We start from the raw sequence: 20,730 nt of genomic DNA on the forward strand, positions 1-20,730 counted from the left end.
ATACCTGTCGTTTCATGGTATCAAAGGGTCAGCGCGCCAGCGGGCGTTTATATAATCTATGGAGCCCAACCTACGAAAGGACGCCATGCAGCCCAAAGCCGCACGCAACATATCCATTGAGGCCTTGCGCTTGGTCGCAGTCGCCGGTATCGCGGTGTTCCACACGTTTCAGTGGACCTTCCAAGCGACCTGCGCCGGCTTGCCGGAATACGCGCCGCTCGCCGCCTTCCCCTATTCCGGCGTGCTCGGTTTTATCAACTTGCTGGGCTGCTGGGCCAACGAGGTCTTCTTTATGATCTCGGGCTATTTTCTCATCGCTTCTGCCGCGCGTGCTTGGGACGGTGGAGCAACATGGAAGTCGCAAATGCAACGGACGGCGCAGCGCCTGGGCAAGGTCGTTATGCCCACTGCGTTTTATTGCCTCGTGGCGCTCGCGTGGTCCACGGTCGTCTCCCCCATTCCCGATGTAGCCCTCGACACGCACTACTGGTACACGCTAGGCCTTGAGTTTATCTGGGTCTATGCCGCCACGGTCTTCATGGCGCCATGGTTTGGGCTGGCTAAGAGTCGACTCCCCCAAAAGAGCTACACGACGACGGTCATCGCCGTTGGCATCCTCGCATTTGTTGTTAACGGGTATTTAGCCGCCATGAGCGCGACAAGCGGCGGTGAGTTTTCTTGGCTGCAGAAGCTCATGAGCGCTGCCACGTACGTAGTCGCATTTTTGATAGGCGGGCTGCTCCGCGACGTAACCGGCGCCATGGATTCGGAAAAGGCGGGCGCCTTAGGCACGCGGTCGCTCGCAGCGGTTTTGGCGATCGCCACCATCCTGGAAGGAGCACTCTCCTTCACCGACAACCTCACGGCCATGACAACCCTCTCCTACAAATCGACCTCGTTGATCTCGTTTGCCCTCGCTGCCGCCTTCTTGCTCTTTGCGGCAACCCGACGCAGCGTCTCAGGCAATCCGCGGACTGCAGGTGTCATCGTCACCTTATCGACCGCCACGCTCGGTTTCTATGTGATGCAGTCGCTCACCAGTAGCCTGTGGCGTCCCGTCTTCAATACGTTGCTCGCAAACATACTGGTCAGCCAAAACAGCCCGGCAGCTATATGTATCATCACGGGTACCGTCATTAGCATCGTCTTTGCTCTGTCGCTCCTCATCATCGATGCAGCTAGAAGCCTTATCGCTCGCAAGCTCAAGCGGCAATAGACACGCTGCCGTCAGACGCTAAAGCCGCTGCAGCCGTGGCAGGTTCCTGCGTTTTATTCAAAGCTTGCCGACAAGGTGCGCCGAGCCTTTACAATAGGACAGTCCCAAGGACGTATTCGATAGCTTCCGTGCAGCGCTCGCGCGCCGCGCGTGAAAGGATATATTGCCCCATGCCTTCAACCCTTCCCGCTCCCATCGATAAGCTCGCCATCGTCGTCGTTACGTACAAGCGCCAGGAACTCCTGGCCAACTTGTTCGACTCCATGACCGAGCTCACGGCAACGCCCTGGCGCATCGTGATTGTCGATAACGAGAATTCGCGCGAGACCGAGGCCATGTGCACTGCATTCAACGAGCGCCTGGCCAACCTGTGGGGCATCGACACCGAGCAGCCCGACGCGCAGGGCGGCACCGACCGTGTCATCTACGCCCCGCAGCTCGAAAACGGCGGCGGTGCGGGCGGCTTCTCCGCTGGCACTAAATGCGCATACGATCTGGGGGCCCAGTGGTTCTGGGTGATGGACGACGACGTGCTTGTCATCCCCGAAGGCATCGAGCGCCTGGCCAAGTGGACCGACCGCTACGATGTTATCCAGGGTTCGCGCCTGGACTTTGACGGCGGCGCTTTCTTTTGGCAGTACCAGCTTATCCTTTCGCTCGGCATCCCTAACCCCATCGCCAAGTGGGATCTGGGTCCCGAGGGCTATCGCGCCATGAACCAGCTGTGCTTTGAGGGCGGCATGTTCTCGCGCCGCGTGGTCGACAAGATCGGCCTGCCCGACGCGCGCTTCTTTATCTACGGCGACGATGCCTGTTATGGCTACGTAGCCAGCCAGCACTTCCCCGCCGCCGTTGTTGCCGACGTGGTGCTCAAGCGAGCCCGCGCCGTCTCTAACTGGGATATCGCCGGCAAGCGCCAGCTCAACTCCACGAGCGACACCAACCGTTACTACATCATGCGCAACCGAGGCTTCCTCGCTCGCTATATGCAGATCTACGGTGACTACCACCCCATGCTGTTCCGCTTGGGCAACGCCGCGACCTTCTGCAAGGAGTTCATTCGCCTGGCCGCCGTTGACAAGTGCTTTAAGACCGGTATTCCGGCGCTGCGCCGTGGCATGAAGGACGCCCGCAAGATCGTTAAGGATCCCAACTGGAAGCCCATGCCTCCCATGAAGGGCGCCGAGCAGTAAAAGGGCTTTCGCCCGCCGCTACAGTCGTTGGCACACCACGGATACACGCTGACCGTCAAAACCAAAGCCCCAACGCATGCGCCCGACGGCGGGGCGCGGCACGCGGATACCATCGATGCCGTCGCGCTCTATGTCGAGCAGTGCCTGAACCGCCAACAGTTCCAGGCCCAGGGCATCGACGCCAGGGTCGTACATCATGTTGATCGTTATCAGCGGTCGCTCATCGAGCATGCCGAGCGTGTCGGCCACGTCAAACACCCGACCGGTGGGAATCACCTGGATATCCCAGCGATCCGAGACGCCACTTCGCTTGGAGCTGGGATTGCAATAGCCGGGCAGTCCAAAGCAGAGCCCCTGAAGCGCCAGATGATAGGCTGTCGGCACATCTGACTGGCCCACATCGATGCCCAGATCGCCGATAGCACAGCTCAAAGCTTGCTTTACAGTGTCCTCGTCTCCTCGACACAGCCCGTCATGGAACGAGTCGATAACTCCAACGTCCTCAACGGCGCACTCAAACCATTCCAGAATTACAAGACGGAGCGCCTGACGCACTTCGTTGTTAGGCAGACGCAGGGAACGAAGGCACGCGCCGTCCCCCGAATGCCCCGTCATGTCCGTCGTAAGAAATCCAGACAGATACAGCGCAGTCCAGATATCATCGGACTTGGCGGCATCGGCCTCCTCGGCATGCACATGCACTGGCGCCTCAATAAACCCATGCGCCTCAAGTAAATCGAACAATGCGGACAGGCGCATGAGATTCCAGTCGCCGACGCATGCGCTCAGACGGTCGGCGTAACCATACAGATCTGCCCGAACAGGCGCGACGCAACCGCGATGTGCGTAGTCCACCACGCGCTCCGGGCTCGAGCAATAAAAACCACCAAGCAGATAGCCCTCGAGCCACTCGCGCGCGTCATCCAGACAGTCGTTGCGCCCGATGCGATCCAGCAGCACCCGGACTTCGTCGTCCGAAAAACCGAACCATCGATCACACCAACTCGACAGCGGTGTCGCCGACCGATAGGAAACCCCACGTTGGGACAACGCAAACTCGGCAGGACCGGGGCGCTCGCCCATAAGACACGTCAATCGCAACGAGTCGCCGGCATCGGCAATGGTGTCAAACAACGTTCGGCTGAGCGACTCTAGGGAATCCACGCTACCGTCGTCCTTAGCGTCCAAACGCTTTGGACATACCGCGTCGTAGTCGTCTATCAGAAGAACAACCCGAACATCGAAAGCTGTCTGGAGCAGTTTAATGAGCACGCCAAGTGCCGCATCGATCTCCTTATCGCTGGCCACCCCACGCGCCGCCCTCTCGATAAGACGAACCTCACGTCTTGACAGATCGGGCGCAGCAAGCAGCGGCAGCAATCGGGCGCACTCGTGCGCGACAGCGCTGCGAATAGCCGCCGCAGCATCGGCGTCGCGCCTCACAGTGGCAGTTGAAAAGTCGAGTGTGATGACCGGATAACACGCGTACTCATCACGATAGCGACCACCGCCCGCCTGCCAAATCTGGGTGCCGGCGAACGGGCTTCGATCCGGCCGCCGGTGATCAGGTCGTTCCAAATAGCATTTGAGCATCGATAGATTCATGCTCTTGCCAAAACCCTTGGGCCGACAACAAAGCGCAACAGGTGCTTCGCTGTCCAATATATCGGCAATAAACATAGTCTTATCGACGAGTAAACACCGATTGATTGCATCGGAAAAGTCATGTACATCAACCGGTAGAGCTGCGTTATCCGCATAACTGAGCAACCGTGCGCCAAACGCATGAGCAACACAATAATTCGCCTGTTCAGACACCGTAAACTCTCCTTCTAACGCAGCACGATGCCCATTGTAGCGAGCGGGTAGAGCGCAACAATATCGACATGCAAACGTTTCGGGCAACGGTAGCAACAGACCCCCGAGGGGCATAACAAATCGTTGCACAACAAAAACGGGGCCCGATGCCGCCGCACCGGACCCCGTCCCAAACTCTTATAGAAAACGATCTGGAAGATTACTCCTCCGAGCCGTCCTCCCCAGAAGCCTTCTTCTGCTGATCGAGCTTATGCTTACCACTTACGATAGACGTAGCGCCCAGCGTAGCCAAGCTTGCACTAGCAAGGCTCGCCATCACAATCAGATCGCCCGTCTTGGGCATGTTGCCGCCCGAGGACTTAGTCGTTGTAGTCGTCGTGGTCGTGGTGGTCACCGTCTTGGGGTCATTTTGCTCTTGGACCTGGTTGTCAGCACCGCTCTTGTCGTCGTCTTGGGACTGTTTCTTTTCGCCCTCGGCCTTGCTCTTGTCCTTCTCCTCAGATTCAGACTTCTTATACTCGTCCTTCTTCTGTTCGGACTTGTCGCTCTTCTCCTCAGAGCTAGAACCCTTATCGGATTCGGTCTTCTCGGAAGCCTTGTCCTTGGAGTCGCCCTTTGCGGCTTCGATCTTTTCCGTGGAAACCTGATCAGAGTTGCCCTTGTTCTGGGTCGAGCCGTTATTGACGCCAGCCATCAGCGAAGAGCCCAGCGTAGAACCAAGCTGCTCGGAGAAAGAAGGCTTCTTGTCCGGCGAAGCAACGGGAGCGTCCGGCGCCTTATTCGAGTCATCCTTGGAAGCATCGGAACCAGGGGTTACGTCAGAGCCGGAGCCGTTGTTAGAGCCGGTGCCAACGGACGAATCGCTCGAGCCGGTGGATGAGTTAGAGGTGCCAGCGCCGGTCGAACCAGAAGCGTCGCTGTCCGTATTGCCGGCAGAGCTTGAAGACGAATCGCCCGCAGCAGAGCCGTTTGAATCGGAGCCGTTCGAGGTAGAGCCGTTGTTGGTAGTGCCACCAGCAGAGCCATCACCGTCAGCATCGGTCGAGGGCGCATCCATCCTGTCATCGTTGGCATCGTCGCTCGAGTCGTCATTCGAATCAGGCGTCGGCGTGGGCGCCGGCGTGGGCTCGGGCTGCACGGGCGTCGCAGCGGCAGCGGCCTCGTCCTCGGCGATATAAATCAAGCAGTCCTTCAGCTCGTTGCGGTAGCGGTTCTTCCAGCCCTCATGATACTGGGGCTGGCTCGAATACTTGGTCGCCACGTTATTGACCACACTGTTGGAAAGCGCCGTCACAAACTCGCGGTCGGACATATCGTTGGAGAGATTCGCCCAACGGAAGAAGTCCCTGCAGCCACCGGTGCCGCACATGTTGGTGATGCTCCACACCATGCCCTTAACGCAATCGGCACGGCCCGAAATATCAATACCCAAGCCGCTCTTGAGCCACGCCTCGGTCACCGCATAGTACGAGTTGTACGCATACGCATCCTGCAGAGCCGAAAACTCAGCAGGGTCGGTGTTATAAGCGCCCTGGAAGGCCTCCTGCGCAATACGGCCCAACTCGGTGAGCTGGCCATTCTCGTACATGGCATTGCTCGTGTTGGAAATCTCGCTGCCGCGATCAATCGCATCCTTGAGCATGCTGTATTTTTCGGGGTTGTAGTTGTAGGCCTGCTTCATAAACGGAATGAGCGACCATCGACGGTCGAACTGGTAATAACCCAGCGCGTTATAGCCGTCGCCATACGAAAAGCCCTGGTTATAGTTGCCATGGCTCTCGTACTTGGTAAAGTACTTCATCTCGGGGGTCACGTTAACAAACGAAACGCCCTGGACCGACCTCAGCACGCCCGAGAAGGACTGCTGGGTGTAAAGGCCCTTATCGATATCGGTCGCATCCGAGGCAACGCCCGGTGTGGGCTCCTCGGCGGCAGCGGGTGCGGGTGCGGTAACGGCGCCAAACGAAAGCGCCAGCGTCAGGCCCGCGACAATCGCAGAATGCTTGGGCTGCATAAGATCCTCCCTGCATTGGTGTAGTTAAAGTGCAGTTTGCAAAGATAGAAATAAGTATTGCAGCTCGCCCGTTGTTGCACAACAACCCCTCGGTAAACGGCAACAACCCTCCGCGAAATCTTAAGGAATTGCGTTCAACCTACAGCTTAATGTCAAAGTTAATCTCGGGGACGGCAGCAAGGTCGGCTAACGTCACGCCGTCGACGTACTTTTCGATCACGTCGTCCAGACCGCGCCAGAATTTGACGGTCGAGCAGAGATCGCTGCGGGCGCAGCTGTTGTCGATACCATCGCACGCCACCGGAGCCGTGCTGCCCTCGACGGCGCGCAGGATGTCGCCGGCACGCACCTCGGCCGGGTCCTTGGCCATCATGTAGCCGCCGCCCTTGCCGCGCACGCTCTTAAGTAGGCCCGCCTTCATAAGCGGACGAACCAGCTGCTCCAGATACTTTTGCGAGATACGCTCGCGGTCGGCGACCTCGCGCAGGGCGATCTTGCCCTCGGCGTCACCAAGCGCCGCGATATAGATCATCAGTCGGAGGGCATAGCGGCCCTTGGAAGAAATGAGCATACCTACCCTCCCATCGCATCTGGGACAACATAACCAGGTTTGTTTGTCCCAAATCTTAAGTAAGTGGGACAAACACAACAGGTTATTTTGTCCCAGAATTTGAAAAGTCGAGTGGATTAGTCGGGTTTTCCCTTGACTAAAGCCGAACCCATAGTAACTTTATTCCGAGAAGATTCCTAGGGTTTCGCACACCCATGAGTACACCATATACAGAGAGGGACAGCATGAGCGCAAATCCGCTGCTTTCCATCGAAGGTCTGACCGCCTCCGTGGACGAGAAGACCATCCTCCACAACGTCAACCTCAACGTCGCCGCCGGCGAGACCCACGTGCTGATGGGACCCAACGGCGCCGGCAAGTCCACCCTTGGCCACCTGGTCATGGGCGATCCCGTCTACACGGTCAACGACGGCCACATCGTCTTTGACGGTCAGGACATCACCGAGCTCACCACCGACAAGCGCTCGCGCGCCGGCCTGTTCCTGAGCTTCCAGGCCCCGGTCGAGATCCCGGGCGTGCCGCTGTCGAGCTTTTTGCGCGCCAGCATCGCCGGCCGCCCCGGCCTGGAGATGAAGGGCAAGGAGTTCCGCCGTCGCGTCAAGGAGCTCGCGGCCGAGCTTAACATGGATACCGCCTATCTCAACCGCGAGCTGGGCGTAGGCTTCTCGGGCGGCGAGAAGAAGAAGGTCGAGATGCTCCAGCTCCTGCTGCTGCAACCCAAGCTCGCCATCCTCGACGAGACCGACTCAGGCTTGGACGTCGATGCGCTTTCCACCGTCAGCCACGGCATGGACGCGTACCGCAAGAGCTGCGACGGCTCCATGCTCATCATCACGCACAACACGCGCATCCTGGAGCACCTGGATGTCGACCGTGTCCACGTTATGGTCAAGGGTCACATCGTGCGCGAGGACGACGCCTCGCTCATTCCCTGGATCGACAAGAACGGCTTTGAGACCTTCGAGCGCGAGGCCGCCGAGCAGCGCGCCCAGGCCGAGGCCGACGCTGCCGAGCAGCAGGCGTAAAGGGGCGACGTAATGACCAAGAACCGCACCGAGGTCGCGGACATCGACCGCAGCCTCTACGACTTCACCTATGGCGAGGAGGGATTCGAGCGCCTCGACGCCGGCATCACGCCCGACATCGTGCGCGAGATCAGCGCCAAGAAGGACGAGCCGCAGTGGATGCTCGATCTGCGCCTTAAGTCCCTCGAGATTTTCAACCGCTTCCCCGACCCGACATGGGGTCCCTCCATCGAGGGCCTGGACATGGACAACATCGTCACCTACGTCAAGCCCAACACCGACCAAAAGCACGACTGGGAGTCGGTGCCCGACGACATCAAGAACACCTTTGAGCGCTTGGGCATCCCCGACGCCGAGCGCAGCTACCTGGCAGGCGTCGGCGCGCAGTACGACTCCGAGCTCGTCTACCACAACATGCAGGACACGGCGTCCAAGATGGGCATCGTCTACTCCGGTATTGAAGAAGCCCTGCACGATCCACAGTGGGAACCGCTCATCCACGAGAAGTTTATGACGCTCATCCCGCCCACCGACCACAAGTTTGCGGCCTTGCACGGCGCCGTATGGTCGGGCGGCTCGTTTGTCTACGTGCCCAAGGGCACCAAGTTGGACTTCCCGCTGCAGAGCTACTTCCGCCTTAACGCCAAGGGCGCCGGCCAGTTTGAGCACACGCTCATCATTGTCGAGGACGACGCCGACCTGCACTTCATCGAGGGTTGCTCCGCGCCCAAGTACAACGTGGCCAACCTCCACGCCGGCGCCGTCGAGCTCTTTGTGGGCAAGCGTGCGCACCTGCGCTATTCGACCATCGAGAACTGGTCCAAGAACATGTACAACCTCAACACCAAGCGTGCGCGCGTGGACGAGGATGGCGACATCGAGTGGATCAGTGGCTCCTTCGGCAGTCACGTGGGCTACCTCTACCCCATGAGCGTGCTCAACGGCCGCCGCGCCCGCTCGAGCTTTACCGGCATCACCTTTGCCGGTGCCGGCCAGAACCTCGACACCGGCTGCAAGGTCGTGCTCAACGCCCCCGAGACCTCGGCAACCGTCGAGACCAAGGGCATCTCCAAGAGCGGCGGCATTCAGACCTTCCGCAGCTCCATCGTGGCCACACCCAAGGCCGAGGGCTCCAAGGCAACCGTGAGCTGCCAGTCGCTCATGCTCGACGACCAGAGCCGCTCCGACACTATTCCGGCCATGGACATCCGCGCCAAGAATGTCGACATCGGCCACGAGGCCACCATCGGCCGCATCGGCGATGACAAGGTGTTCTACCTGATGAGCCGCGGTATCTCGGAGGAAGAGGCCCGTACCATGATCGTCAACGGCTTTGCCAACCCGGTCTCCAAGGAGTTGCCGCTGGAGTACGCCGTCGAAATGAACAACCTGATCAAGCTCGAGATGGAAGGAGCGATCGGATAATGAAACAGACCACGAACACCGCTGCTACCACGCTCGAGCAGGTTAATGCGATGCCTGCTGCCACTTGGGGTTGGCTCAAGATGAACCAGACCAAGCTTGAGCTTTCGGACGAGCTTGCCGTCGCTCCTGCCGAGGCCGTCGAGGTCGAGGGCTTGGACGAGCAGTTTATTGGCGTGACAGACGCGTTCGACGCCGCCATGGACGCCATGACTGAGCGCTTCCCCGAGCGCCGCGCCTCCGCCCCCGGTGATGCCGCCGACCGCGCCCGCATCACGCCCGAGACCGAGCTCGACGTGCCCTCCACATCCGTCTACCAGGCCGGCGCCATCAAGCTCGAGGAGGAGCTCTCCCCTGCTGAAGCCTTCGAAACCGGCATGGGCGAGGCTGCCTACGCCTACTTGGCCGAGCACGCTACCAAGCGCATCGTCATCGATGTGCCCGCATACAAGCATGCCACGGTTACCGTGCGCGTGAGCGGTGTCGATGCCGCCGCGGCCATCGCCGCCATCGACGTCGTTGCCCGTCCTCAGTCGACGCTCGATCTGCTTATTGCCCTAGACTCCCCCGTTACCGGCGAGGGTGTCGTGGGCTCCGTGCTACGCGTGTGTGCCCACGAGTACGCCACCGTCAACGTGGCCTGCACGCAGACGCTCGACGATAGCTGGATCGCACTCGACGACACCGGCCTGTTCCTGGACGAGGGCGCGCGCGTCAACGTGCAGCACACCGTCCTGGGTGCCGGCGCCAGCGCCACCGGCCTTGCCGGCGACCTGCTGGGCGATACCGCCAAGGTCACCATCGATACTGACTACCTTGGCGCCCGCGAGCAGGTGCGCGACTTTAACTACGAGCTGCGCCACCGCGGTCGCAAGACCGAGTGCGAGATCGACGCCAACGGCGTGCTGACCGGCACGTCCAAGAAGGTCTACCGTGGCACCATCGACCTCGTGCACGGCTGCAAGGGTGCAACCGGCACCGAGCGCGAGACGGTGCTTTTGGCCAACAAGGGCGTCGACAACAAGACCGTTCCCGTCATTCTCTGCGACGAGGACGACGTCGCCGGCAACCACGGCGCCACCATCGGTCACGTCCGCGACGAGCAGCTGTTCTACCTCGCCTGCCGCGGCCTTGACCAAAACGCCGCCGAGGACCTGTTCATCCGCGCCAAGTTGGAGGACGCCGCGCTTTCCGCCACCGACGAGCGCACCCGCGCAGCCGTCGTCCGCCTGGGCAACAACCTGATCGACAACTTTGAAGAGGAGCTCGCATGATCGACACCGAGCACGTTAAATGCGACACCTGTACCGCCCCCGAGCCCATGGAGCTCGACGCCAGCGACGAGGCCTCGCGCGGCTGGCCTACCGTAGACATCGAGACCAACCCCTACAAGGCACAGTTCCCGCTGTTCCAGCAGCATCCCGAGATCGCCTTCCTCGATAGCGCCGCCACCGCGCAGCGCCCTGCCTGCGTGCTCGACGCCGAGCGCGATTTCTACCAGCGCATGAACGCCAACCCCCTGCGCGGCCTGTACTCGCTGTCCGTCGAGGCCACCGAGGCCATCGCGAAGGTGCGCCAGCAGATCGCCGATGTCATCGGCGCCCCCCAGGCCAACGAAGTCGTCTTCACCCGCAACACGAGCGAGTCGCTCAACCTGGTCGCCAAGAGCTTTGCACCCACGGTACTCGAGCCCGGTGACGAGGTCGTCATCACCATCATGGAGCACCACTCCAACCTGATCCCGTGGCAGCAGGTCTGCCGCGAGACCGGCGCCAAGCTCGTCTACCTCTACCCCACCAAGACCGGCCAGCTCACCACCGAGGAGGTTCTGTCCAAGGTGGGCCCCAAGACCAAGATCTTGGCCGTGGGTCAGGTCTCTAACGTTCTGGGCGTTGAGAACCCGGTCAAGAATCTCGGCAAGCTCGTGCACAAGTACGGCGGCTATCTGGTCGTCGACGGCGCGCAGTCGCTGCCGCACATGCCCGTAAACGTGGCCGACCTGGGCGCCGACTTCTTCGCCTTTAGCGCACACAAGGCCATGGGCCCCATGGGCATCGGCGTGCTGTGGGGCAAGATGGACCTGCTCAACGCCATGCCGCCCATGCTTACCGGCGGCGAGATGATCGATTCGGTCACCGAGCAGGACGCCGTCTGGGCGCCCGTCCCCGAGAAGTTCGAGGCCGGCACGCAGGACGCCGCCGGCATCTTCGCCACGGGCGCCGCACTCGATTACTTGGTCAACACGGTGGGTTACGAGAACATCCAGGTACGCGAGCAGGCACTCGTCCATTATCTGATGGGCGAGCTCATGCAGCTCGACTTTGTCCAGATCATCGGCTCGATCTACTGGGACAACCACCACGGCGTCGTGAGCTTTAACGTCAAGGGCATCCACCCGCACGACGTCGCGAGCATCATGGACATGGACGACGTCTGCATCCGCGCCGGTCACCACTGCGCGCAGCCGCTGCTCACCTGGCTGGGCGTCGAGAACCTTGCCTGCTGCCGCGCCAGCGTAGCCTTCTACAACGACAAGGCCGACATCGACAAGTTCATCGCCGGCCTGCATCACGTTTGGAGCACGTTCAATGGGTAATCTGTACACCTCCACCACATTTATGGAGCACAACTCGCACCCCGACTATAAGTACGAGATGGATACTCCCACGCACGAGCACGACGGCATCAACCCCAGCTGCGGCGACGAACTCACCTTGCAGCTACGTGTCGAGAACAACGTGATCGAGGAGGCCTCCTTTACTGGCCACGGCTGCGCCATCAGCCAGGCAAGCGCCGACATCATGGCCGACCTCATCACCGGTGAGACGGTCGAGGAAGCTCGCCGCCTGGCGGAGCTCTTCCTCGCCATGATCCGCGGCGAGCAGCTCTCCGAGGAAGACCTGGAAGACCTAGACGAAGCCGCCCAGCTCCAGGACATCTCGCACATGCCCGCCCGCGTCAAATGCGCCGAACTCGCCTGGCGCACCCTCGACGGCATGCTCACGGGACAAAATAATCAGTAGTATTTGTCCCAAATCTTAAGAATTTTGTTGGCCGAATCGCTTGACAAGAGTGGTTCGGCCATTTTCTATTCCGAGCCCTCAGCCTGAGCCTTCACCCGCGCATAAGCGCGCACGATACGAGAGACGGTACTCTTGCTGATTCCCGTATACCGTTCAATCTCGCGCACCGTGTAGCCGCCATCGTGCAGGGCGAAAATGATTCCGTCTCGCCGCGAGGGCGCTACGGTCTTGAGTTCGTTGAGCGGCACGCCTAGGCGCTTCGCCAGCTTTTCGGCAAACGCACGCCGCTCCCATTCCGTCTCTTCCATGTCGTGAATCACCGGATCTGAACCATCGGGTGTCTTAAGTGAGTAGTCGATAAAGCCCTCTGCCGATCCAAAAAGTTCGAGCACCGTAGACGGATCCGAAAAATTCTTCTTCGCAACGCCGTCATACATCCGCAGATACTCGGCAAAGCTGCTCCACGGATAACGCTCGATCAGGGCGATACCCGCCTCCTGCGGATTAGCGTGAACATAGCGAATAGCAGCCATTAGATAACGGTCGGTATCGAGCGAGCGCCGGTCAAAACGGTTCTGGAACAGATGGCCTGTGCGCCCCGTGCGTTTATTGAACCGCCGCGCGTACGTCAAAAGCAGCCGGTGCATGGCTGCGCTCATCGCGTCCTCGTAATCTGCAAGCACCAGATGCACGTGATTGCCCATAAGGCACCAGGCGATAACCGTCACGCCCGCCTCGCGACAGCACTCGCGCATCAGCTCCAAAAACTCCCACCGGTCTTCATCGCCCTCAAAGATGAGCTGCTTGCCCGTACCGCGGGCACAGACATGGTAAAAGCCGGTAACCGTTCTCCAAACGCGCTGCATGGCGCTCCCTTCGCCGGGATCTGCTTGCCATCCAATACAGCACGATTGAAGCGCGCCATCAAATCATTCACGCAAAACAATACTCTCGAGCGGCCAAAGGCAGTAAACAAGCGGCGAACGGCACCGTTGCAACAGGTCAGCCCCCGCAACGCATACAAGAGCTGACCAAAAGCTTGCCCAAGACGAACCCCCTCTACGGAAGTTCGCGACCACAGAACATACAGTTAAACCGTTTCAATTAAAACTTCCGGACTTCCCGCTACGAAAACTGAGCCGTTCGCCGAATATTCCGTGCATTTCGCGGTATTATAGGGGCTGCATGTCATGTCCCTTTCGAAGGGTCGCCCGGCAATCGCCAGCCACGACCCCCAGACGGGACGCCAACACGATAGAGAGGAGAGGCATGCAGTACTCACAGGAAGTGGAGAACATGTGCCCCGTTGCCAAGGGTGCATACCACGGCCCCGCACCCATCCCCGAGGAGGGCAAGTGGGTCCAGGCTAAGGAGATTTCCGACATCTCCGGTCTTACGCACGGTGTGGGTTGGTGCGCACCTCAGCAGGGCGCCTGCAAGCTCACGCTGAACGTCAAGGATGGCATCATCGAGGAGGCCCTCGTTGAGACCATCGGCTGCTCGGGCATGACCCACTCTGCCGCCATGGCTTCCGAGATCCTTCCCGGTAAGACCATCCTCGAGGCCCTCAACACCGACCTCGTCTGCGACGCCATCAACGTTGCTATGCGCGAGATCTTCCTGCAGATCGTTTACGGCCGCAGCCAGACCGCGTTCTCCGAGGGCGGCCTGCCCGTGGGCGCCTCCCTCGACGACCTCGGCAAGGGCCTTCGCTCTCAGGTCGGCACCATGTTCGGCACCAAGGCCAAGGGCGCTCGTTACCTCGAGCTCGCTCAGGGCTACGTCACCCGCATGGCTCTCAACGACAAGAACGAGATCATCGCGTTCGAGTTCCTGAACCTCGGCAAGTTCACCGACGCCGTCAAGGCCGGCAAGACCCCCGAGGAGGCCATCGCTGGCGCTATGGGCCACTATGGTCAGTGGGAGAACGCTGCCAAGTACATCGACCCGCGCACCGACGAGGAGACTCACTCCGTCGCCAGCGTGTTCCCGGTTCACGAGTAGAAAGGGAGGGAAATAACTATGACTGTTACGTTCGAAGGTTACGAGCGCCGCGCTGACAAGATCAACAAGTGCCTCGCCGACAACGGCATCGCCTCCCTCGAGGAAGCTCTGCAGATCTGCACCGACAAGGGCTTCAACCCGCGTGAGATCGTCAACAACACCCAGTCCATCGCCTTCCAGAACGCCGAGTGGGCCTACACCCTCGGTTGCGCTCTCGCTGTCAAGCGTGGCGCCAAGACCGCTTCTGAGGCTGCCGCCATCATCGGCGAGGGCATCCAGGCCTTCACCGTTCCCGGCTCCGTCGCCGAGGACCGCAAGGTCGGTCTGGGCCACGGCAACCTGGGCGCCATGCTGCTCTCCGACGACACCGAGTGCTTCGCCTTCCTGGCCGGCCACGAGTCCTTCGCTGCCGCCGAGGGCGCTATCGGCCTGGCTCTGAACGCCAACAAGGCTCGCAAGAAGCCGCTGCGCGTTATCCTGAACGGTCTGGGCAAGGACGCCGCCCAGATCATCGCCCGCATCAACGGCTTCACCTATGTGAAGACCCAGTTCGACTACTACACGGGCGAGCTCAAGGTCGTCGAGACCATCCCCTACTCCGATGGTCCCCGCGCTGCCGTTAACTGCTACGGCTCCGACGACGTCCGCGAGGGCGTTGCCATCATGTGGCACGAGAACGTCGATATCTCGATCACCGGTAACTCCACCAACCCCACGCGCTTCCAGCATCCCGTCGCTGGCACCTACAAGAAGGAGCGCCTCGAGGCTGGCAAGAAGTACTTCTCCGTCGCTTCTGGTGGCGGCACTGGTCGTACCCTGCACCCGGACAACATGGGCGCCGGCCCTGCCTCTTACGGCATGACCGACACCATGGGCCGTATGCACTCCGACGCCCAGTTCGCCGGTTCTTCCTCCGTGCCTGCGCACGTTGACATGATGGGTCTCATCGGCATGGGCAACAACCCCATGGTCGGTGCCACCGTCGCCTGCGCTGTCGCCGTCGAGGAGGCCCTCAAGGCCTAATCGCGCCTGCGCGATGCTCAAATAGTTGAGCTTTGGAGCCGCTACCTTTCGGGGTAGCGGCTCTTTTTGTTTGCGCTGTCGCAGGGTAGCTAATGCCAATATATCAGTTGGGGCGAAATACGAGATGTGATGAGACAAAGCGTCAGAACGTCCATGACGCCCACCTGCCATATGTGCCCTTTACCGATTTGCCGAGTCTTTGCGGCCCCATTGCCGATCACCCGTGCGACAATGCGCCGAACGAGAAAGGAATCCGATGGAATCGACTGATGTACTGGTAATTGGATCTGGCATTGCGGGCCTTTGCGCCGCCATCGAAGCGGCACGCACGGGTGCAACCGTCACTGTGGCAAGCGCCGGCAAGACTATGAGTGGATCGAGCTTCTTCCCCGGAACCTGGGGCCTGGGGCTTATCGGACCCGTTAACGAAGACGACGAACAAGACCTCATCGACACTATTCAGACCGTTGGTGGCGGCGTCGCCGACCCCGAGCTTGTCCAGACGTTTGTCCACAGCATTCCCCAGGCAATTGAATGGCTTGAGCAAGACCTGGGCGTTGAGCTCCAGCGTCCGCAAAGCGCTGAGAGCGCTCAGCAAAAGCAATTTATCCCCTGCTTTGACCACAAGACGCGCATGTGGCGCGGCCTCACCCGCAAGCCCCTTGAGGACGCTCTGGCGACCCGGATCGAGTCACTCGGCATTCGCCTGCTCCCCCGCCATGAGCTTATCGACCTTGTTGAGGACACGGACGGAAAGATTGTCGGTGCCACGCTCTACGACCGGACAAACGCGCGTCTCGTGCCTATGGCCCCTAAGGCCACGATCATCGCAGCCGGTGGCACAGGCGGCCTGTTCGAGCGCAGCCTCACTTCCACCGACGTGCTCAGCTCATCACAGGCCATCGCGCTGGCGCACGGTGCGTCCCTTACTAATATAGAGTTCATGCAGATGATGCCCGGCTTTATCGAGCCCAAGCGAAACCTTGTCTTTAACGAAAAGACCTGGCGCTACGTACATGTAGACCAGCCGGCAGATATTGCCGACGATAAGCTCGACGATCTGCTCGAGCAACGCTCCGGATATGGTCCTTTCACCTCGCGCTTGGCCTCCCGCGCCATCGACCTCGTCATCGATCAGGCAGGTGCCGAAGGCTTGGCGCTCCACTACGACTTCCCCCGCGAGGACATCCCCGAGTTTGTGCAGACCTTTGCCACCTGGCTACAAGACGAGCACGGCATCGCGCCGACCGACGAGATGCGCGTGGCGATGTATGCCCACGCCGCCAACGGCGGTATCAAAATCGACAAGACCGCGTACACGGGCGTTGAGGGCCTCTACGCCTGCGGTGAGGCAACAGGCGGCATGCACGGCGCCGACCGCATCGGCGGCTTGTCGAGTGCCAATGGCATCGTATTCGGTCGCATCGCAGGCGCATCGGCAGCCCAGGCAGCACAGAATGCACCTGAGGTGGCCCCGAAGGCCGATATCGCCCTCCCCCAGTACGGCATTGCCACAACAGATGCCGAACGCCTGATACGCAGCCTTAAGCACACGATGAGTACCTATTGCATGATCAACAGGACCGAAGCAGGTCTATCCAAGGCTCTGCAACAGCTTGAAAGCCTGCAAGACGAGGCAACGGCGCTGAGCAAGCCACACGCCAATGACAGCGAAGTCGCAGCCCTCACCCGCCTGCAATCGCAGATTCAACTAGCACAGGAAATGGTCAAAGCCATGCGCAAACGAACCGAAAGTCTCGGATCGCACTATCGAGCGGACTAATTCGATTCTCACTTAGAGTTTGATCACAATTTCTCAACATGCATCGAGCCCCGTAAGCATGATTCCCCCAAGGAGAACACGCTTACGGGGCTTTAGCCGTGTTTTCCCTAAGGGAATCACGGTGCAGATAGCTCAGCTCCGCGCCCTTTCGGGTTCGACCCCATGAAAGGTCAACAAAAAAGACGGCCAACTTTCGCTGACCGTCTTAATAATCTTTGGTGGGCCGTCAGGGGGTCAGCCTGCTGTGCAGGCAGTCGCTGCGGCGCCAAGGCGCCTTGCGCGCTGCGCTGGTAAATGCTTACGCATTTCCTCAGCTCCGCGCCCTTTCGGGTTCGACCCCATGCGAGGTCAACAAAAAAGCGACCAGCCTAAGCTAGCCGCTTTAACATGCTTTGGGTGGGCCGTCAGGGGGTCGAACCCTGGACCTTGGGATTAAGAGTCCCCTGCTCTACCAACTGAGCTAACGACCCAAAGCTAAAGTCCGTTGTGGCGGACTTTAGAGGAGATATCGTGTGGTGGGCCGTCAGGGGGTCGAACCCTGGACCTTGGGATTAAGAGTCCCCTGCTCTACCAACTGAGCTAACGACCCGATATCAACACGAAGCAAGAACTGGGGTGGGTAAAGGGACTCGAACCCTCGACCTACGGGACCACAACCCGTCGCTCTAGCCAACTGAGCTACACCCACCGTGTCCTGTGCGCTTCGCGCTCGACTATTATTGCAAGGAACGCCACACGATGCAAGCCCCAATTTTCAAGAATTTTGAAAAGAGTTTTTCGAGCCCGTTTTGAGCATTTCCCACCGGTTTCATAGGAGTAAACTTGCCCCACTGCAAATGCTCGAAAGGACCGGCATGAAAGAACTCTCCAACCGCACGGCAACATTTACCGATTCCGTCATCCGCCGCATGACGCGCATCTCCGACAAGTATGGCGCCGTCAACCTGTCACAGGGCTTCCCCGACTTTGATCCCCCGGCGCAGCTGCTCAATAGCCTCAGCACCATCGCCACCGACCCCAAGCCGCTTTACCACCAGTACTCCATCACTTGGGGCTCCCAAGCCATGCGCGAGGCGCTTGCCGCCAAGCAGGAGCACTTTATGGGCATGCCGATCAACCCCAACGAGAACATCGTAGTCACCTGCGGCTCCACCGAGGCCATGATGGCCGCCATGATGACGGTTACGAACCCCGGAGACAAGGTCGTCATCTTCTCGCCGTTCTACGAGAACTACGGCGCCGACACGATCCTTTCGGGTGCCGAGCCCATCTACGTGCCGCTCAACCCGCCCACGTTCGACTTCGATCGCGAGGTCCTCGAGGCGGCCTTCCGCGACAACGACCCCAAGGCCATCGTCCTGTGCAACCCTTCCAACCCCTGCGGCAAGGTCTTTACGCGCGAGGAGCTCACCTTTATCGCCGACCTCTGCAAAAAGTACGACGCGTACTGCATCACCGACGAAGTTTACGAGCACATCGTCTATGCGCCCCACGAGCATGTCTATATGGCCACGCTGCCCGGCATGTTCGAGCGCACCATCAGCTGCAGTTCGCTGTCCAAGACCTACTCCATCACCGGTTGGCGCCTGGGCTACACCATCGCCCCGGCCGAGATTACCGAGCGCATCAAGAAGGTCCACGACTTCCTCACGGTGGGCGCCGCCGCTCCCCTGCAGGAGGCCGTCGTCACCGCCCTCAACTTCGACGACAGCTATTACGATGAGGTCCTCGACCTCTACACAGCTAAGCGCGACCTGTTCTGCCAGGGGCTCGATAGCATCGGTCTTAAGCATAACGTGCCGCAGGGCGCCTACTACGTCATGATGGACATCTCTGAGTTTGGCTACGACAGCGACCTCGACTTCTGCGAGGATCTCGCCTCCAAGGTTGGCGTGGGCGCCGTTCCGGGCTCGAGCTTCTTCCGCGAGCCCGTCAACCACCTGATCCGTTTCCACTTTGCCAAGCGTGACGAGACGCTCAACGCCGCACTCGAAAACCTCAAGTCCCTGCGAGATAAAATCAAGCCGCGCGGGTAAGGACGGCCCAACAACTAAAAGTACCAAAGAAACCTCGCACCGCCCGCCGCGTTGCGAGGCCTCTTTTTATAGCGCTTTCTTAAATGGTTTAGAGCGCTATACTTTAGTCACGGAACAACTCATCCCTGAGAGAGGAACACTATGGCAGAGCAGCAGCTTATCGGAGCGCTCGAGGCCGGCGGCACCAAGATGGTCTGCGCCACGGGCTATGCAGACGGCACGGTCCTGGAACGCGAGCAGATTGCGACCACGATCCCGCAGGAGACCGTTGAGGCCGTCAACGCATGGTTTGCCGACAAGGGCATCGCCGCGCTGGGCATCGGCGCCTTTGGCCCCACCGCAGTCAACCCTGCCTCGCCCCAATACGGCAAGATCCTGGAGACGCCCAAAACGGCATGGCGCTACTTTGACCTGCTGGGCACCATCCAAAACGAGCTCAATATTCCCTGCGGCTACGACACCGACGTCAACGTCGCTTGCCTGGGCGAGGTCACCTTTGGTTGCGCCCAGGGCCTCACTGACGTGGTGTATCTGACCATCGGTACCGGCGTGGGCGCCGGCGTGCTCTCGGGCGGTAAGCTCGTGCACGGCATGATGCATCCCGAGGCCGGCCACATCCTGGTCACGCGCGACCCGCGCGACACCATCGGCGAGCACAGCGGCTGCCCCTTCCACGACAACTGCCTCGAGGGCCTCATCGCCGGCCCCGGCGTCAAAAAGCGCTGGGGTGGCAAGAGCGCCGGAGAGATGGCCGATGACCCGGAGGCCATGGACCTGCTCGCCGGCTATCTGGCGCAGGCGCTCATGACCTACATCCTGTGCTACGCACCGCAGAAGATCGTCATCGGTGGCGGCGTGGCCGATCACACCCCCATCGTGCCGCTCGCGCGCAAGAAGTGCGCCGAGATGCTCAACGGCTACATCGTCACGTCCGAGATGGCCGACATCGATAGCTATATCGTCAACAACAGCCTCGAGGGCAAACAGGGCATTATGGGCTGCCTGGCCCTGGGCGCACAGGCACTTCAGTAACAGACGCACCCGCAGGGCGTGGCGCGCGCGGCAAATCCGACCTACGGAACAACGCCATCACGCCTCATATAAGCCCTCAAATAAAAAAGGCCGCCTAGGACCAAACAATACGTCCTAGGCGGCTTTTTTGGCGCACATCAGCGACCGTAAGAGATATCGGAGCACAACGCCCGTTGCCGCTCCACAACAGTCGATCATCACATCGGTGATCATGCCGGCACGTCCCGGCACAAAGAGCTGAATCGTCTCGTCGATGGAGGGAACGAGCAGCAGGAACACCGCCGTGGGCAGCAGCACGTCAAAGGTGCGCCGCCCCTCATAATCAAAGGCATGCGTTGCCAGGATGCCGAGCACCATATACTCGGTAAAATGCGCGCACTTGCGAACAACAAAGTTGGTCACCCATGCATATGGAAGTCCCACGCCGTGCAGGAAGCCGCGGATAGCTTCCATGACCGTTAGGCTCAGCGAGCCCGACCCCGAGCCGGGAACCAGCGAATTGCCCCAGATCAAGAGCGCCATCAGGCAGGTCACAACCGCCCATTTTCGATTGATCTTAACCATGCAGAA

The 20,730-nt window shown here is 60.1% G+C and carries 17 protein-coding genes and 3 tRNA genes; 12 read left to right on the forward strand and 8 right to left on the reverse strand.

Features of this window, described 5'->3' with window-relative positions; all coding sequences use genetic code 11:
• The first annotated feature begins 85 nt into the window (after positions 1-85).
• Both CSV91_RS03855 and CSV91_RS03860 read left to right on the forward strand, forming a co-directional pair.
• Entirely contained in the window at positions 86-1,216 is a 1,131-nt protein-coding gene (locus tag CSV91_RS03855) for an acyltransferase family protein (protein WP_157757983.1), read from the forward strand.
• A 170-nt stretch (positions 1,217-1,386) separates the two neighbouring features.
• Positions 1,387-2,409, forward strand: coding sequence for a glycosyltransferase (locus CSV91_RS03860; RefSeq protein ID WP_099431871.1), 1,023 nt, complete (start codon positions 1,387-1,389; stop codon positions 2,407-2,409).
• Positions 2,410-2,427: 18 nt separating this feature from the next.
• Here the strand turns inward: CSV91_RS03860 and CSV91_RS03865 are convergent, their stop codons facing one another.
• From CSV91_RS03865 to CSV91_RS03875, 3 genes are all read right to left on the reverse strand, one after another.
• Complete coding sequence (locus CSV91_RS03865; RefSeq protein ID WP_099431872.1) at positions 2,428-4,341, reverse strand: AAA family ATPase; 1,914 nt, start codon at positions 4,339-4,341, stop codon at positions 2,428-2,430.
• Between the two features lie 85 nt (positions 4,342-4,426).
• Positions 4,427-6,241 carry a VgrG-related protein gene (locus CSV91_RS10020; RefSeq protein WP_157757985.1) on the reverse strand — a complete coding sequence of 605 codons (1,815 nt, stop codon included), beginning with the start codon at positions 6,239-6,241 and terminating at the stop codon, positions 4,427-4,429.
• A gap of 139 nt (positions 6,242-6,380) precedes the next feature.
• Positions 6,381-6,812: an RrF2 family transcriptional regulator gene (locus CSV91_RS03875; RefSeq protein ID WP_099431873.1), complete on the reverse strand. Its 432-nt coding sequence runs from the start codon at positions 6,810-6,812 to the stop codon at positions 6,381-6,383.
• Positions 6,813-7,036: 224 nt separating this feature from the next.
• Here CSV91_RS03875 and sufC point away from each other — a divergent pair, with 224 nt between their 5' ends.
• The 5 genes from sufC to sufU are packed head-to-tail and all read left to right on the forward strand — an operon-like array spanning position 7,037 to position 12,282.
• Positions 7,037-7,837, forward strand: a complete 801-nt coding sequence (sufC, locus tag CSV91_RS03880) for a Fe-S cluster assembly ATPase SufC (protein ID WP_099431874.1) — start codon at positions 7,037-7,039, stop codon at positions 7,835-7,837.
• Positions 7,838-7,849: 12 nt separating this feature from the next.
• The gene (gene sufB, locus CSV91_RS03885) at positions 7,850-9,262 is read left to right on the forward strand and encodes a Fe-S cluster assembly protein SufB (protein WP_055252286.1); all 1,413 of its coding nucleotides are present in this window, start codon (positions 7,850-7,852) and stop codon (positions 9,260-9,262) included.
• Positions 9,262-10,533: a SufB/SufD family protein gene (locus CSV91_RS03890; RefSeq protein ID WP_099431875.1), complete on the forward strand. Its 1,272-nt coding sequence runs from the start codon at positions 9,262-9,264 to the stop codon at positions 10,531-10,533. Before sufB ends, CSV91_RS03890 begins: the two co-directional genes overlap by 1 nt.
• Positions 10,530-11,855: an aminotransferase class V-fold PLP-dependent enzyme gene (locus tag CSV91_RS03895; RefSeq protein WP_197736846.1), complete on the forward strand. Its 1,326-nt coding sequence runs from the start codon at positions 10,530-10,532 to the stop codon at positions 11,853-11,855. The genes CSV91_RS03890 and CSV91_RS03895 overlap by 4 nt, the downstream gene beginning before the upstream one ends.
• Positions 11,848-12,282 (forward strand): Fe-S cluster assembly sulfur transfer protein SufU, encoded by a 435-nt coding sequence (gene sufU, locus CSV91_RS03900; protein ID WP_099431876.1) that lies wholly within the window; start codon positions 11,848-11,850, stop codon positions 12,280-12,282. Before CSV91_RS03895 ends, sufU begins: the two co-directional genes overlap by 8 nt.
• Before the next feature lie 65 nt (positions 12,283-12,347).
• On the opposite strand, the gene CSV91_RS03905 is transcribed toward sufU, so the two are convergent.
• Complete coding sequence (locus CSV91_RS03905; RefSeq protein ID WP_099431877.1) at positions 12,348-13,148, reverse strand: transposase; 801 nt, start codon at positions 13,146-13,148, stop codon at positions 12,348-12,350.
• Positions 13,149-13,551: 403 nt separating this feature from the next.
• On the opposite strand from CSV91_RS03905, the gene CSV91_RS03910 reads away from it, so the two are divergent.
• The 3 genes from CSV91_RS03910 to CSV91_RS03920 all read left to right on the forward strand — a co-directional run bounded on the left by CSV91_RS03910 (position 13,552) and on the right by CSV91_RS03920 (position 17,092).
• Positions 13,552-14,286: an iron-sulfur cluster assembly scaffold protein gene (locus tag CSV91_RS03910; protein ID WP_006235554.1), complete on the forward strand. Its 735-nt coding sequence runs from the start codon at positions 13,552-13,554 to the stop codon at positions 14,284-14,286.
• A gap of 18 nt (positions 14,287-14,304) precedes the next feature.
• Positions 14,305-15,309 carry a GGGtGRT protein gene (locus tag CSV91_RS03915; protein ID WP_055252290.1) on the forward strand — a complete coding sequence of 335 codons (1,005 nt, stop codon included), beginning with the start codon at positions 14,305-14,307 and terminating at the stop codon, positions 15,307-15,309.
• 256 nt (positions 15,310-15,565) lie between these two features.
• A complete protein-coding gene (locus CSV91_RS03920; RefSeq protein ID WP_099431878.1) occupies positions 15,566-17,092 on the forward strand; it encodes an FAD-dependent oxidoreductase in 1,527 nt (508 codons plus the stop codon).
• A gap of 397 nt (positions 17,093-17,489) precedes the next feature.
• Here the strand turns inward: CSV91_RS03920 and CSV91_RS03925 are convergent.
• From CSV91_RS03925 to CSV91_RS03935, 3 genes are all read right to left on the reverse strand, one after another.
• A tRNA-Lys gene (locus CSV91_RS03925) sits at positions 17,490-17,562 on the reverse strand.
• Between the two features lie 43 nt (positions 17,563-17,605).
• Positions 17,606-17,681 (reverse strand) — tRNA-Lys (locus CSV91_RS03930).
• A 22-nt stretch (positions 17,682-17,703) separates the two neighbouring features.
• Positions 17,704-17,780, reverse strand: a tRNA-His gene (locus tag CSV91_RS03935).
• A 166-nt stretch (positions 17,781-17,946) separates the two neighbouring features.
• Between CSV91_RS03935 and CSV91_RS03940 the strand changes: the two genes are divergently transcribed.
• Together CSV91_RS03940 and CSV91_RS03945 are read left to right on the forward strand one after the other, a co-directional pair.
• Positions 17,947-19,128, forward strand: coding sequence for a pyridoxal phosphate-dependent aminotransferase (locus CSV91_RS03940; protein ID WP_099431879.1), 1,182 nt, complete (start codon positions 17,947-17,949; stop codon positions 19,126-19,128).
• A gap of 141 nt (positions 19,129-19,269) precedes the next feature.
• Positions 19,270-20,160 carry an ROK family protein gene (locus CSV91_RS03945; RefSeq protein WP_099431880.1) on the forward strand — a complete coding sequence of 297 codons (891 nt, stop codon included), beginning with the start codon at positions 19,270-19,272 and terminating at the stop codon, positions 20,158-20,160.
• 114 nt (positions 20,161-20,274) lie between these two features.
• Here the strand turns inward: CSV91_RS03945 and CSV91_RS03950 are convergent, their stop codons facing one another.
• Positions 20,275-20,724 (reverse strand): VanZ family protein, encoded by a 450-nt coding sequence (locus tag CSV91_RS03950; RefSeq protein WP_099431881.1) that lies wholly within the window; start codon positions 20,722-20,724, stop codon positions 20,275-20,277.
• Between the last annotated feature and the right edge of the window lie 6 nt (positions 20,725-20,730).

It is taken from the genome of Collinsella aerofaciens (assembly GCF_002736145.1).
GTDB classification, from domain to species: Bacteria; Actinomycetota; Coriobacteriia; order Coriobacteriales; family Coriobacteriaceae; genus Collinsella; species Collinsella aerofaciens_A.

What these genes read in the sequence shown, in the direction of transcription:
- CSV91_RS03855 (WP_157757983.1), top strand. Translation starts at nt 86, where the DNA reads ATGCAGCCCAAAGCCGCACGCAACATATCCATTGAGGCCTTGCGCTTG.
- CSV91_RS03860 (WP_099431871.1), top strand. Translation starts at nt 1,387, where the DNA reads ATGCCTTCAACCCTTCCCGCTCCCATCGATAAGCTCGCCATCGTCGTC.
- CSV91_RS03865 (WP_099431872.1), bottom strand. Translation starts at nt 4,341, where the DNA reads ATGCCCCTCGGGGGTCTGTTGCTACCGTTGCCCGAAACGTTTGCATGT.
- CSV91_RS10020 (WP_157757985.1), bottom strand. Translation starts at nt 6,241, where the DNA reads ATGCAGCCCAAGCATTCTGCGATTGTCGCGGGCCTGACGCTGGCGCTT.
- CSV91_RS03875 (WP_099431873.1), bottom strand. Translation starts at nt 6,812, where the DNA reads ATGCTCATTTCTTCCAAGGGCCGCTATGCCCTCCGACTGATGATCTAT.
- sufC (WP_099431874.1), top strand. Translation starts at nt 7,037, where the DNA reads ATGAGCGCAAATCCGCTGCTTTCCATCGAAGGTCTGACCGCCTCCGTG.
- sufB (WP_055252286.1), top strand. Translation starts at nt 7,850, where the DNA reads ATGACCAAGAACCGCACCGAGGTCGCGGACATCGACCGCAGCCTCTAC.
- CSV91_RS03890 (WP_099431875.1), top strand. Translation starts at nt 9,262, where the DNA reads ATGAAACAGACCACGAACACCGCTGCTACCACGCTCGAGCAGGTTAAT.
- CSV91_RS03895 (WP_197736846.1), top strand. Translation starts at nt 10,530, where the DNA reads ATGATCGACACCGAGCACGTTAAATGCGACACCTGTACCGCCCCCGAG.
- sufU (WP_099431876.1), top strand. Translation starts at nt 11,848, where the DNA reads ATGGGTAATCTGTACACCTCCACCACATTTATGGAGCACAACTCGCAC.
- CSV91_RS03905 (WP_099431877.1), bottom strand. Translation starts at nt 13,148, where the DNA reads ATGCAGCGCGTTTGGAGAACGGTTACCGGCTTTTACCATGTCTGTGCC.
- CSV91_RS03910 (WP_006235554.1), top strand. Translation starts at nt 13,552, where the DNA reads ATGCAGTACTCACAGGAAGTGGAGAACATGTGCCCCGTTGCCAAGGGT.
- CSV91_RS03915 (WP_055252290.1), top strand. Translation starts at nt 14,305, where the DNA reads ATGACTGTTACGTTCGAAGGTTACGAGCGCCGCGCTGACAAGATCAAC.
- CSV91_RS03920 (WP_099431878.1), top strand. Translation starts at nt 15,566, where the DNA reads ATGGAATCGACTGATGTACTGGTAATTGGATCTGGCATTGCGGGCCTT.
- CSV91_RS03940 (WP_099431879.1), top strand. Translation starts at nt 17,947, where the DNA reads ATGAAAGAACTCTCCAACCGCACGGCAACATTTACCGATTCCGTCATC.
- CSV91_RS03945 (WP_099431880.1), top strand. Translation starts at nt 19,270, where the DNA reads ATGGCAGAGCAGCAGCTTATCGGAGCGCTCGAGGCCGGCGGCACCAAG.
- CSV91_RS03950 (WP_099431881.1), bottom strand. Translation starts at nt 20,724, where the DNA reads ATGGTTAAGATCAATCGAAAATGGGCGGTTGTGACCTGCCTGATGGCG.